Origin of the sequence: Rahnella sp. AA, from assembly GCF_002834385.1 — a bacterium.
Classification (GTDB): Bacteria; Pseudomonadota; Gammaproteobacteria; order Enterobacterales; family Enterobacteriaceae; genus Rahnella.
Genome location: NZ_PITQ01000005.1, coordinates 390,022 through 403,228, shown reverse-complemented (window position 1 = coordinate 403,228; position 13,207 = coordinate 390,022). Strand labels below are relative to the sequence as shown.

The 13,207-nt window shown below is 52.2% G+C and carries 13 protein-coding genes; 8 read left to right on the top strand and 5 right to left on the bottom strand.

What is annotated here, in order from left to right; translation table 11 throughout:
* Positions 1-41: 41 nt before the first annotated feature.
* From pstS to phoU, 5 genes are all read left to right on the top strand, one after another.
* Complete coding sequence (gene pstS / locus CWS43_RS15045; RefSeq protein ID WP_101077825.1) at positions 42-1,082, top strand: phosphate ABC transporter substrate-binding protein PstS; 1,041 nt, start codon at positions 42-44, stop codon at positions 1,080-1,082.
* Between the two features lie 94 nt (positions 1,083-1,176).
* The gene (gene pstC / locus CWS43_RS15040; RefSeq protein WP_101077824.1) at positions 1,177-2,133 is read left to right on the top strand and encodes a phosphate ABC transporter permease PstC; all 957 of its coding nucleotides are present in this window, start codon (positions 1,177-1,179) and stop codon (positions 2,131-2,133) included.
* Position 2,134: 1 nt separating this feature from the next.
* Positions 2,135-3,022, top strand: a complete 888-nt coding sequence (pstA, locus tag CWS43_RS15035) for a phosphate ABC transporter permease PstA (RefSeq protein ID WP_101077823.1) — start codon at positions 2,135-2,137, stop codon at positions 3,020-3,022.
* A gap of 99 nt (positions 3,023-3,121) precedes the next feature.
* Positions 3,122-3,889 (top strand): phosphate ABC transporter ATP-binding protein PstB, encoded by a 768-nt coding sequence (pstB, locus tag CWS43_RS15030; protein WP_017490418.1) that lies wholly within the window; start codon positions 3,122-3,124, stop codon positions 3,887-3,889.
* A gap of 10 nt (positions 3,890-3,899) precedes the next feature.
* Positions 3,900-4,631 (top strand): phosphate signaling complex protein PhoU, encoded by a 732-nt coding sequence (phoU, locus tag CWS43_RS15025; RefSeq protein ID WP_101077822.1) that lies wholly within the window; start codon positions 3,900-3,902, stop codon positions 4,629-4,631.
* A gap of 59 nt (positions 4,632-4,690) precedes the next feature.
* On the opposite strand, the gene CWS43_RS15020 is transcribed toward phoU, so the two are convergent.
* Complete coding sequence (locus tag CWS43_RS15020; protein WP_101077821.1) at positions 4,691-5,383, bottom strand: TetR family transcriptional regulator; 693 nt, start codon at positions 5,381-5,383, stop codon at positions 4,691-4,693.
* A gap of 110 nt (positions 5,384-5,493) precedes the next feature.
* On the opposite strand from CWS43_RS15020, the gene CWS43_RS15015 reads away from it, so the two are divergent.
* Positions 5,494-6,312, top strand: coding sequence for a sugar phosphate isomerase/epimerase (locus CWS43_RS15015; RefSeq protein ID WP_101077820.1), 819 nt, complete (start codon positions 5,494-5,496; stop codon positions 6,310-6,312).
* On the opposite strand, the gene yieH is transcribed toward CWS43_RS15015, so the two are convergent.
* Entirely contained in the window at positions 6,309-6,974 is a 666-nt protein-coding gene (gene yieH, locus CWS43_RS15010) for a 6-phosphogluconate phosphatase (RefSeq protein WP_101077819.1), read from the bottom strand. The two genes, CWS43_RS15015 and yieH, sit on opposite strands and share 4 nt — an antisense overlap.
* A 151-nt stretch (positions 6,975-7,125) precedes the next feature.
* On the opposite strand from yieH, the gene CWS43_RS15005 reads away from it, so the two are divergent.
* The gene (locus CWS43_RS15005) at positions 7,126-8,463 is read left to right on the top strand and encodes an NCS2 family permease (protein WP_101077818.1); all 1,338 of its coding nucleotides are present in this window, start codon (positions 7,126-7,128) and stop codon (positions 8,461-8,463) included.
* A gap of 91 nt (positions 8,464-8,554) precedes the next feature.
* Here CWS43_RS15005 and CWS43_RS15000 read toward each other — a convergent pair whose 3' ends face one another.
* Both CWS43_RS15000 and CWS43_RS14995 read right to left on the bottom strand, forming a co-directional pair.
* Positions 8,555-9,124, bottom strand: coding sequence for an NADPH-dependent FMN reductase (locus tag CWS43_RS15000; RefSeq protein WP_101077817.1), 570 nt, complete (start codon positions 9,122-9,124; stop codon positions 8,555-8,557).
* A gap of 93 nt (positions 9,125-9,217) precedes the next feature.
* Positions 9,218-9,943 (bottom strand): 4'-phosphopantetheinyl transferase superfamily protein, encoded by a 726-nt coding sequence (locus CWS43_RS14995; protein WP_101077816.1) that lies wholly within the window; start codon positions 9,941-9,943, stop codon positions 9,218-9,220.
* 323 nt (positions 9,944-10,266) lie between these two features.
* On the opposite strand from CWS43_RS14995, the gene CWS43_RS14990 reads away from it, so the two are divergent.
* The gene (locus CWS43_RS14990; RefSeq protein ID WP_101077815.1) at positions 10,267-12,162 is read left to right on the top strand and encodes a methyl-accepting chemotaxis protein; all 1,896 of its coding nucleotides are present in this window, start codon (positions 10,267-10,269) and stop codon (positions 12,160-12,162) included.
* Between the two features lie 68 nt (positions 12,163-12,230).
* Here the strand turns inward: CWS43_RS14990 and CWS43_RS14985 are convergent, their stop codons facing one another.
* Entirely contained in the window at positions 12,231-13,118 is an 888-nt protein-coding gene (locus CWS43_RS14985; RefSeq protein ID WP_101077814.1) for a LysR family transcriptional regulator, read from the bottom strand.
* Positions 13,119-13,207: the final 89 nt, after the last annotated feature.

The following is a 13,207-nucleotide window of genomic DNA, read 5'->3' as shown; positions in this document are numbered from 1 at the left end:
CGACCTGGGTCGAATAGAAAAGAAACCACTAGGAGTGGAACATGAAATTGATGCGTAACACCGTCGCCGGTCTTGTAGCAGCGACTTTCTCCCTCACAGCAATGTCTGCTTTCGCTGCTAGTAATTTGACTGGCGCTGGCGGCACCTTCCCTGCACCTGTCTATGCTAAGTGGGCTGATGCTTACCAAAAAGCGACCGGTACTCAGGTTAACTATCAGGGCATTGGCTCTTCCGGCGGCGTGAAACAAATCATCGCTAAGACCGTAGATTTCGGCGCATCTGATGCCCCGATGAAAGAAGAAGATCTGGCCAAAAACGGCCTGTTCCAGTTCCCTACCGTGATCGGTGGCGTTGTACTGGCCGTTAACATCCCGGGTATCAAATCAGGTCAGCTGACGCTGGACGGCGCAACGCTGGGTGATATCTACCTGGGCAAAATCAAAAAGTGGAACGACGCGGCGATCACTAAGCTGAACCCGGGCGTTAAACTGCCAGACACTAACATCGCGGTAGTTCGTCGCGCTGACGGTTCCGGTACATCTTTCGTGTTCACCAGCTATCTGGCAAAAGTGAACAACGAGTGGAAAGAGAAAATTGGTTCAGGCTCAACAGTTAACTGGCCTACCGGTCTGGGCGGCAAAGGTAACGACGGCGTTGCAGCATTCGTACAGCGTCTGCCTGGCTCAATCGGTTATGTAGAATATGCTTACGCTAAGCAAAATAACCTGGCTTACACCAAGCTGGTTGATGCAGACGGTAAAGCTATCAGCCCGACTGAGGCTTCCTTCAGTGCAGCGGCGAAAGGCGCTGACTGGAGCAAAACCTTCGCTCAGGACCTGACTTATCAGAAAGGTGATAACGCGTGGCCAATCAGCTCCACCACCTTCATTCTGGTTTACAAAGATCAGCAAGACGCAGCGAAAGGCACTGAAGTGTTGAAGTTCTTCGACTGGGCTTACAAAAACGGCAACAAACTGACGACGGATCTGGATTACGCCGCATTGCCTGAATCTGTTGTTCAGCAGATCCGTGCAGCCTGGAAATCCAACGTTAAAGACAGCAGCGGTAAAGCACTTTACTAGGATCTGACCTCTCGTCTGATATAGAGTACAAGTCTTCTGCTTCATTCCCTCTCCGGCCGGGGAGGGAATTAAATCTGAATTAAAAGAGAGTGGTATGGCTGAATACAAGCCGGCTATGAAGGCACCAAGCAAAAACGGCGACATCATCTTCGGCGCACTGGTTAAACTGGCTGCGCTGATTGTGCTATTTATGCTGGGCGGTATTATCGTCTCGCTGTTTATCGCTTCCTTACCGAGCATTGAAAAGTTCGGATTATCCTTCCTGTGGAATAAAACATGGGATGCCCCGAACCAGGAGTTCGGTGCGCTGGTGCCTATTTACGGCACTGTGGTCACGTCGATTATCGCCTTGCTGATTGCCGTACCAGTCAGCTTTGGTATTGCATTATTCCTCACCGAGCTGGCACCAAACTGGATGAAACGCCCGCTGGGTATTGCTATTGAACTGCTGGCGGCGATCCCCAGCATTGTTTATGGCATGTGGGGGCTGTTTGTTTTTGCGCCGCTGTTTGCGACGTATTTCCAGACGCCTGTTGGCGATGTCCTTTCCGGTATCCCGATTGTTGGTGCACTCTTCGCCGGCCCGGGATTTGGTATCGGCATTCTGGCCGCCGGCGTTATTCTTGCCATCATGATCATTCCTTACATTGCCTCCGTCATGCGTGACGTGTTTGAGCAAACGCCGGTCATGATGAAAGAATCGGCCTACGGAATTGGCTGCACCACGTGGGAAGTGATCTGGCGCATCGTGCTGCCGTTCACCAAGAACGGGGTGATCGGTGGGGTGATGTTGGGTCTCGGGCGTGCATTGGGTGAAACGATGGCGGTGACCTTTATCATCGGTAATACCTACCAGCTCGACAGCGCATCGCTGTATGCGCCGGGTAACAGTATTACCTCTGCGCTGGCGAACGAATTTGCCGAAGCGGAAGCCGGTCTGCATACGTCCGCGTTGATGGAGCTTGGGCTTATCCTGTTTGTTATCACCTTTATTGTTCTGGCGCTGTCAAAAATGATGATTCTGCGTCTGGCTAAGAAAGAGGGCCGTTAAGATGACGACACTCGAAATGCAAAGTAATGCAGCCTTACTGGAATCCCGTCGCAAACGTCAGGCATGGCGCCGTCAGAAGAACCGTCTGGCATTGCTGGTTTCCATGCTGACCATGCTGTTTGGTTTGTTCTGGCTGGTGTGGATCCTGTTCACGACTATCGTTAAAGGTGTCGACGGGATGTCACTGGCGCTGTTTACCCAGAATACGCCGCCACCGAATACGGCGGGCGGCGGTCTGGCGAACGCGATTGCGGGTAGCGGATTACTGATCCTGTGGGCAACCGTCATCGGTACGCCGCTGGGTGTCATGGCGGGGATTTATCTGGCGGAATATGGCCGTAAATCCTGGCTGGCAGAATTCATTCGTTTCATTAACGACATTCTGCTTTCTGCGCCATCTATTGTTGTTGGCCTGTTTGTGTACACCATTATGGTGGCAAAAATGGGGCACTTCTCTGGCTGGGCAGGCGTTCTGGCGCTGGCGCTGTTACAAATTCCTATTGTTATCCGTACCACGGAAAACATGCTGAAACTGGTGCCGGACAGCCTGCGTGAAGCGGCTTACGCACTGGGGACACCGAAGTGGAGAATGATTTCAGCCATTACCCTCAAAGCTTCCGTTTCCGGCATTATCACCGGTATTTTGCTGGCCATCGCCCGCATCGCCGGTGAAACCGCACCGCTGCTGTTTACGTCGCTCTCCAACCAGTTCTGGAGTACAGACATGATGCAGCCGATTGCTAACCTGCCGGTCACTATCTTTAAGTTTGCAATGAGTCCGTTTGGCGAATGGCAACAACTGGCCTGGGCGGGCGTGCTGTTGATTACAGTATGTGTGCTGCTGCTGAATATTCTGGCGCGTGTAATTTTCGCCCCGAAAAAGCAATAAGTTAATTCATTATTGATGGCAGGCGGTAGCGGCTGCCATCACTGTTTACCCGGCGTCGCCACGCGGCGCGCGAAAAAGAGAGATGTCTTAATGAGTCGAATGACTGACGCATCCAACAGCAAAATTCAGGTTCGCGATCTGAACTTTTATTACGGCAAATTCCACGCGCTGAAAAATATTTCCCTGGATATCGCTAAGAACGAAGTCACGGCATTCATCGGCCCGTCAGGTTGTGGTAAATCCACGCTGCTGCGTACGTTCAACAAAATGTATCAGCTGTACCCGGAACAGCGGGCTGAGGGTGAAATCCTGCTCGATGGCGAAAATATTTTAGTCGATAAGCAGGATATCGCCTTGCTGCGCGCGAAGGTCGGCATGGTTTTCCAGAAACCGACGCCGTTCCCCATGTCGATTTACGACAACATTGCATTTGGTGTGCGTTTGTTTGAAAAGCTTTCCCGTACGGATATGGATGAGCGTGTGCAATGGGCGTTGACCAAAGCTGCATTATGGAATGAATCCAAAGACAAGCTGCACCAGAGCGGTTACAGCCTGTCCGGTGGCCAGCAACAGCGTTTGTGTATCGCACGCGGTATTGCTATCCGCCCTGATGTTCTGTTGCTTGATGAACCTTGCTCTGCGTTGGATCCTATTTCTACAGGCCGTATCGAAGAGCTGATCACCGAGCTAAAATCTGATTACACCGTAGTGATCGTGACCCACAACATGCAGCAGGCTGCACGTTGTTCAGATCGCACTGCGTTCATGTATCTGGGCGAACTGATCGAATACAGCGACACTGACTCGCTGTTCACTTCACCAGCACGCAAACAGACTGAAGATTACATTACTGGCCGCTACGGTTGAGGTAAGAACGATGGACAACCTGAACTTAAACAAACATATTTCCGGCCAGTTCAACGCCGAGCTTGAACACATCCGCACTCAGGTGCTGGCAATGGGTGGGCTGGTTGAACAGCAACTGACTGATGCGATCACCGCAATGCACAATCAGGATGCCGAGCTGGCGCAGCGCGTCATCAAAGGTGATGACAAAGTTAACCTGATGGAAGTGGCGATCGACGAAGCCTGCGTACGCATTATTGCCAAGCGCCAGCCGACCGCCAGCGATTTACGCTTAGTGATGGCGATTATTAAAACCATTTCTGAGCTGGAACGCATCGGTGACGTGGCTGATAAAATTTGCCGTACGGCACTGGAAAAATTCTCGCATTTGCATCAGCCGCTGCTGGTCAGTCTGGAGTCTCTGGGCCGCCACACGGTAGAAATGCTGCATGACGTGCTGGACGCGTTTGCGCGTATGGATCTTGACGAAGCGGTGCGTATTTACCGTGAAGACAAGAAAGTGGATCAGGAATATGAAGGCATCGTACGCCAGCTGATGACTTACATGATGGAAGATCCACGCACGATTCCCAGCGTGCTGACGGCGCTGTTCTGTGCGCGTTCAATCGAGCGTATCGGTGACCGTTGCCAGAACATTTGTGAATTTATTTTCTATTTCGTGAAAGGCCAGGACTTCCGTCATGTTGGCGGTGATGCGCTGGATAAATTGCTGACCGACGGCAAAGAAGACGCGAAAGAGTAAGCATCACAGCTCACAAAAAAGGCCTCTGACGAGGCCTTTTTGCTTTCCGATCAACACAATTACTTCATCACATAACGCAGGGCGACCATGACAGCCAACTGTCGGTAATGTGCTGTCTGTAAATCGACTTCATCCGGGTTTTCGAACAGCGCGCCAAATGTATACTGGTTCGCGACCTGGTGCACACACAGGCTGCTGATCAGGCGGTGTACATCACGAGCCTGCGCATCGTCTTTAAACAGATGGCTTTGCTTTCCGCGTGCGAGAATATCTTCGAGCAGGGTTAGCGCCGTTTTATTTATCTCACGAATGCTGGTGGACTGACGGATAAACCGGCCACGTAGCATGTTTTCTGTAGACACAATGCGGATGAATTCCGGATGCGAAACGTGAAAATCGAAGCTGGCTTCCACCAGTTTGACGATCGCTTCCGCCGGGGGAAATGACGATAAATCCAGATCCAGCTCATGCTGGCGAATGCCGCGATAAACGTGCTCGAGCACCAGCATATACAGAGCTTCTTTGGTCTTATAGTGATAGACCACCATCCGTTTTGTGGTGTGGGCGTTAGAGGCGATATTTTCCATACGCGCGCCCATCAGGCCGGATTCAGCGAATTCAGCCAGAGCACTGTCGAAAATGCGCTGTTTCAGTCCTATCGGATCATTTTTACGTCCCGGCGCCGGGGAACTTTGGCTGCTCAGCGTCTTATCCTCATCATTAACCACATTCACGCCAGAGAGATTAACCATTGATTCGATCAGTTACAATCTGTGCGTTCATACAAGCCGCCAACACTTGACGAACGCGGCATGAAGGTCCACTACTGTAAGTCTCGAAGCCTGACAAAAAGGACGCTATTTTGCCTGCTACCGCCCGGTTACGTTCTATTGCGACAGTTTCAGTACCAGGAACTCTGCCTGAAAAACTCACTGCCATCGCGGCTGCGGGGTTTGATGGTGTAGAGATTTTTGAAGATGACTTACTCAAAAGCCCGGTTAAACCCATCGCCATCCGGAATCTGGCAGATTCGCTCGGATTACGGATTTTCCTGCTACAACCTTTCCGTGACGTTGAAGGTGTTCCGCCGGAAAAGCGTCATGAAAAATTTGCCAGTGCGCGAAGACAGTTTGATCTGATGAATGAACTGGGCTGCGATCGCTTACTGGTGTGCAGTAATACTGACCCCGACAGTTCGGCGGAGCGCGATGTCCAGATTGCCGATCTTGCTGCACTGGCGGAAATGGCGCAGCTTCATGACATCCATATTGGTTTTGAGGCGCTGGCGTGGGGGAAACACATCAACCGCTACCGGCAGGCCTGGGATCGCGTTCGTGAGGTGAACCACCCTGCGCTGGGGATTGTGCTCGACAGCTTCCATATTCTCGCCGTTGGCGACAATCTTGACCGGCTGGATGAGGTGCCGCTGGAGAAAATCAGTTTCCTGCAACTGGCTGATGCGCCGTTCAAAGACATGAACGTGCAGCAGTGGAGCCGCAGCTACCGCTGCTATCCCGGTCAGGGCGATTTACCGCTGGTGGATTTCGTCAGCACGCTGAACCGGAAAGGCTTTACCGGCCCCTGGTCGCTGGAAATCTTTAACGATAAAACCCTGCCGCTCGCGGAGGGCCTGAGTTCCCTGACGGAACTGGAGCGGCGGATGCAGGCTTACATCCCTTAACGCGTAATCTGATAACCCTTTTCACGCCAGATCGCAGGCAACTCGCGCATGTCATGGAAAGTAGTCACCAGCGGGTGATCCAGCGGCGGGTTGTGCGGATCGGCGCAGTAATAGAATACCGGGATCCCGGCAGCGATCCCGGCCTGTGCGCCCGCCACTGAGTCCTCAACCAGAATGCAGGATCCCACCGGGACGTCCATCACTTCGGCGGCTTTGTAGAACACTGCCGGATCGGGTTTCCAGCGCTGTAAATCGTAGCCGCTGAAAAGTTTGTCGCCCATAAAAGGCAACAATCCGGTCAGGCCGAGCGAATGCTGCATTTTGGTGACCGGGCCGTTGGAGACGACGCACATCGGCACGGTGATTTGTTCCAGTAATTCGCGTGCACCGTCGATCGGCTGGAGTTTACTGTCAAAGAGGCGGGCAACGTGCTGACGGAAAACGACTTCCATCTCCTCCTTCGGCACGTCAATTCCGTGTTCTTTATTGACGATGGCCACGATTTCGTAAAGCTTTACGCCTTTGTATTTTTTATACATTTCGTCAAAAGAAACCGTCACACCAAAGTGTGCAAACATCTCGACATAGGCTTCACAGCACAGCAATTCGCTGTCGACCAGCGTTCCGTCGCAATCAAAAAAGACACATTGGATCCCCGTCATACTTCCTCCCTAAGAGAATTTATCTATTCGCGTGGTTTACGGCACTGTACCCGAACGATAGATTTAATCCCACACATCGAGTGCTGGCGCTTTCCGGCTAAAATCCTTAGGATACCCCCCGATTGTTTTCCCCCCATTTTGGAACTCACTAATGAGCACACCACACAGCAATGCTACTGGCGGAAAATGTCTGGCTGAACGTCTGTTTAAACTGACGCAGCACGGCACCACGGTACGCACCGAAACTATCGCAGGCTTAACCACCTTCCTGACCATGGTCTACATCGTTTTCGTGAACCCGCAGATTCTGGGTGTCGCAGGCATGGATAAACAGGCCGTCTTTGTGACCACTTGCCTGATTGCCGCGTTCGGCAGCATCCTGATGGGCGTAATTGCCAACCTTCCGGTGGCGCTGGCACCCGCGATGGGCCTGAACGCCTTCTTCGCCTTTGTAGTGGTCGGTGCAATGGGGGTTTCCTGGCAAATCGGGATGGGCGCTATTTTCTGGGGTGCCGTTGGCCTGCTGCTGCTGACTATTTTCCGTATCCGTTACTGGATGATCGCGAACATTCCGGTCAGCCTGCGCGTGGGGATTACTGCCGGTATCGGGCTGTTCATCGGCATGATGGGGCTGAAAAACGCCGGCATTATCGTTGCGAATCCGGACACCATTGTCACCATCGGCAACCTGACATCCCACAATGTCCTGCTGGGCGTGCTGGGCTTCTTCATCATTGCGGTGCTGGCGTCACGTAACTTCCACGCTTCCGTGCTGGTGTCGATTGTGGTGACAACGGGCATTGGTCTGGCGATCGGTGATGTGCATTACAACGGTTTCTGGTCGATGCCGCCGAGCATTACCACCGTCGTCGGTCAGGTTGACCTGAAAGGTGCGCTGAATATCGGCCTGGCGGGCGTTATTTTCTCCTTCATGCTGGTAAACCTGTTTGACTCCTCCGGTACGCTGATTGGCGTGACGGACAAAGCCGGTCTGGCTGATGAGAAGGGTAAATTCCCGCAGATGAAACAGGCGCTGTACGTTGACAGTATTTCCTCTGTGGCGGGCGCTTTCATCGGGACATCTTCCGTTGGCGCGTATATCGAAAGCACGTCCGGCGTGTCCGTGGGTGGCCGCACCGGCCTGACCGCTGTCGTGACCGGTTTGCTGTTCCTGCTGGTGATTTTTATTTCCCCGCTGGCGGGGATGGTGCCGGAATACGCGGCAGCCGGGGCGCTGATTTATGTGGGCGTTCTGATGACCTCCAGCCTGGCCCGCGTTTCATGGGATGATCTGACCGAAGCGGTTCCTGCATTTGTGACGGCAGTGATGATGCCATTCAGCTTCTCCATCACCGAAGGCATTGCGCTGGGCTTCATCTCTTATGTGGTGATGAAACTGGGTACAGGTCGCTGGAGAGAAATCAGCCCGTGCGTCGTTGTCGTCGCCCTGCTGTTCGTGCTGAAAATCGCGTTTGTTGACGGGCATTAATCCGTACGCGATTTAGCGTCTGCGAACGATAAAAAAACAGCCCGCCACTTTCTGAAAGTTGGCGGGCTGTTTGCATTTCAGCGGCTGAAAATTATTTGCTGACGCGGTGCGTATAGTCGGCAAATGCGGTCAGCTGGCCTTTAAGGAAATCCAGCGTCCCCTGATCGATAACTTCACCGATTTGTTCGTCCACCTTGCTCTGAATGACGCCCCCCATAAACTCAGGTTTGTTCATTACCATCGCGTCGAGGAAGACCAGAATCTGGCGCAGATGATACTGGCAGCGCGCGCCGCCAACCGGCCCCATTGAACTGGTCTGAATCAGCACCGGTTTACCGGCCAGCGGCTGGTTAGGTAAACGGGAAATCCAGTCGATGGCGTTCTTCAGGCCACCGGGAACGGAATAGTTATATTCCGGCGTCACGATGATCACACCGTCCGCCTGGCGGATTTGCTCCGCAATCGCGTCTAAATCGGCCGGAAAACCCTCTTCCTGCTGAATATCGGCATCGTATAACGGCAGAGTGCCGATAGACGGCAATGCTTCAATAGTAACGCCCTCAGGTGCGACTTTTGGCAGCGTGCGCGCAACCATGGCGTTGTAAGAGGCTTTACGAAGACTACCTAACAGTGTGACAAACTTCAGTGGCTTAGCTGACATGATTAACTCCTGTTATGGATGACTCTCTGATTCTTACCTTAAACGAAAAACGGCACGTCGATATACAAGGTTTTTGAAAACATGAGTGAAGTTTTATTTGGCAGGCGGCAGACTGGTGAATTTCATAAAGTGGGGTGATTCAGATTGCTGGTCAACGGACAGCGTTTGCGTGCGGGTAAAGCCATTTTCCGGTTCATAGCGCCAGCACTGTAGCCGGATAATCGACGGCGACTGCGCGCACGACCAGGTAATAGACCCTTCGATATCGCTCATCACCTGTGCTTCAGGCGTAACGGTAGAACGCAAACGCCCCGATGCCGGGTTCAGGTTGAGTGTCAGCAGGCTTTGATCGTTCAGGCCGGACATCTTCAGCATGCTCTGGCGTATACACCAGAGTTGCAATGAGGATTCCACCGGATCGGATTGCATCGCAATCCAGGTTTTTTCAACCGCTGAAAGCTGCAGCTGTTGTTGCGAATTCACCAGCGCACTGCGGGCATGAATGATTTCGAGGTCAAGACCGACTTTCCCTTCGCTGCTGATGAGCACGCCTGCGGTGCTTCCTGCGTACGCAAGGCTGAAATCAGGCAAATCGGGGGATTCAAAGCTGGGGCGTCCACTGGGCAACGCGATGACATTAGGGAGTTCAGCAATTCCGTACAGATAGAAAATAATTTCCGCCAGCAATACCCGGCCGTTTAAAAACCGTCTGCGTTGTTTTTCGGAAAGGTGTCTTGCGGACGTTACAATATGTCTGGGCAGCCGGTGAGTATCCGGTTCAGCATCCGTCACAGCCCATCTTGCAAAATGGCACGCCATTGTTCACTCCATGATTAATGGTTCGACCGTATCTTCTCTATTATCGTAAAGAATAACATTAAGAGAAATCATTAAAAACCGCATAAAACCTGCAGCCCGACACACTTTTTTCACTTTTCAGAACCTTTTTCAGAACCACAAAGTGAAACGAATCACGGTGTTAACTTCTAAGTGAGAAAAAATCTCATTGGAATGATGTTCTGGATTTTCACTCATATGATCTGAGCACCAGATATATCTACTATAGCAACATAAAGAAACATCAGAATATGCCGTTACTAGTTAAGCAGCGATCTCGCTGCTTTGCCTGTGAGTACCCTAAAATGTTAAAAACAACACAATCTCGCTTTATCGCATTGATCAGCGTGTTTTTTATTGTGCTGGTCATCGTTACGCTCATCGTGATCCAGGTCTTCGTTGCTCCACAGCTGAAACAGACAGAAAGTCATCTGGTGGCTAATCAGGTGGATAATGTGGCGGTCGCTATTAACGATCGTCTGAATAAAGTCGAGTCTCAGGTCCGCACTGTCACCCAGACTGTCGCACAGATGGACAGCGACAGCATTGACCGCCTGCTGCCCGCACTGGTCGATCAATACGGTGATTCTGCGGTATTTGGTGGCGGTATCTGGCCTTTACCTAATCAGCGTGATCCCGCAAAAATCAAATTCAGCACTTTCTTTGCCCGCAATAATAATAATCAGCTGACGGTCAATACTTTCTGGAACAGCGCTGAATCGCCAAATTATTTCGATCAGTCCTGGTATCTGGCTGCATCAAAAGGTGAAAAAGGGCGCTGTGTCTGGGCTCCCGCCTATTTCGATGATGCCAGCCCGCAGCCGCGCACCAACTGTGCAATGCCGATTTATAAAGGCGATAAGCAATGGGGCGTTGCCACCATTGACGTCACGCTGGGCTTCTTTAACCAGCTGGTGACCGAGATGGAGAAAAAGGTGCATGCCACAATTTATATTGTGGAAAAGGACGGCACTATTGTGGGGGCCAGCCATGCGGGTGACGAAAAACTGCCTAAACTGACTTCCCTTGGTGAACAATCACCTCTGGCGAAGCAAATCCGCAAAAGCCTTGATCAAATCGATGGTCAGTCAAGCCTGATGACGGATTACGACAATGATGGCACCTCCCATACGATGTTTATGAGCAACATTCAGGGGCCGTGGTTTATCGCGACCGACATGCCTACCAGCCAGCTCCTGGCCCGCAGTCACAGTATTCTGGCAAGCCTTGGCATGGTGCAAATCCCGATGGTGTTGTTGCTGCTGATTGTGCTGATTGCGGCGATCAAAATTTTCATGCGTCAGCTCGCGGCGCTGAATAAAAATATCAGCCAGCTTTCTGCGGGCGGTGCGGATTTAACGCAACGTTTGCCTGAAAGCCGCAGCCCTGAATTTAATCAGATCAACCAGAGCTTCAATAGCTTCCTGTCGTTCCTGCAATCTATTCTCCGTCAGGTTGGTGACAGCAGCATGGCGATCACCTCTGCATCGCGTGAGATCGCCAGCGGTAACCTGGATCTCTCTGCCCGTACGGAAGAGCAGGCCAGCTCTATTGTGGAAACGGCGGCGTCTATGGAACAACTGACCAGCACCGTGAAACAGAACGCAGCCAACGCGGAAGGCGCTAACCAGCTGGCGCGCGATGCGTCTGCGGTGGCGCAGAAAGGGTCGGAAGTGGTGAAACAGGTGGTCGATACCATGGGCTCAATCACCCGCTCATCGCACAAAATTGTCGATATTATCAGTGTGATCGACGGTATCGCCTTCCAGACCAACATTCTGGCGCTGAATGCGGCCGTCGAAGCAGCGCGTGCCGGCGAACAGGGTCGTGGTTTTGCCGTTGTGGCATCCGAAGTACGCAGCCTGGCACAACGTTCCGCCACGTCCGCCCGCGAAATCAAAAAGCTGATTGAAGATTCGGTGGCGGATATCTCCACGGGTAGCGAACTGGTGGCAACCGCCGGAACGACGATGGATGAAGTCATGGGCGGAGTGAATAACGTGGCGACGCTGATGAATGAAATTATGTCTTCCAGCCAGGAGCAAAGCCTCGGTATCGAGCAGGTGAACGTCGCGATCACTCAGCTTGATAACGCCACTCAGCAGAATGCGGCGCTGGTTGAACAGGTTTCTGCGGCCGCTCAGGCCATGCAGGATCAGACCGTCCAACTGGAAACCGTGGTGGCTGGCTTTAAACTCTGATTGTTTCTTTTCGCGGTAAACCGAACGGTAAGTGAGCGATCACTTACCGTTTTTTATGTCCGGAATAATCAGTAGAAATCGTGTTCTGTCATGTAGTTAATCAGGCTATTGAGTTTCGCACGCGGGCGGAAATCGGGCAGATAGACCGCATGCACAGCGCGTGGCGCAGGAATGAAAGACTCAAGAACCGGAATAAGCCTGCCGCTGAGAATATCCCCGGCCAGCAGCACTTTCGGCTGAAGCAGCAAACCGGCACCTTCCAGTGCAGCATTGCGCAATGCATGGCCGTCATTGGAGACATAGCGGCTATTCACCGGCCATGCCGAGGTGGTTTGCCCGACGTTCGCCAGATGCCAGCCTTCACTCTGATTCCAGACGGAGTGGATCAGACACGGATGCGTTTTCAGATCTTCCGGTGATGCAGGTGTACCGTTGCGCTGTAAATAATCCGGCGAAGCGCAGATGACCATTTCGTAGGGCCTCATCGGTCTGGCGACCAGCCGGTCATCGCCAATTTCGCCAATACGGATGGCGACATCGAAATTTTCTCCGATTAAATCAACGCGTGCATTGCTCAGTACCAGCTCTGCTTTGACCTGCGGATAGAGATTCAGATAGCGGGCGAGCATGGGCGCAATCATGCTGGAGCCTAAAGAGACGGGCGCGCTGATGCGCAACAATCCGGTGGGAACGCTTTGCAGGCTTTCCATTGCGTTTTCAGTGGCTTTCATCTGCTCCAACACCCGTTTGCCGTTTTCATAAAGCACGTCACCAGCATCGGTCAGGCTTTGTTTTCGGGTTGTGCGCTGCAAAAGCCTGGCGTTCAGATGTTTTTCCAACTGCTGAATATGCTTGCCAACCATCACCGCTGAAATCCCCAGCTTTTCCGCCGCGCTGCTGAAATTTCCTGATTCGACCACGCAGATAAAGACTTCAATATTCCGCAGCTTATCCATATTGCTAACCCAGAGTTAGGACAGAACAAATATTGTAAGTCTATATCTAACTTCTAGTTTGTTTAATGATGAGCCTGTACACAAAATTG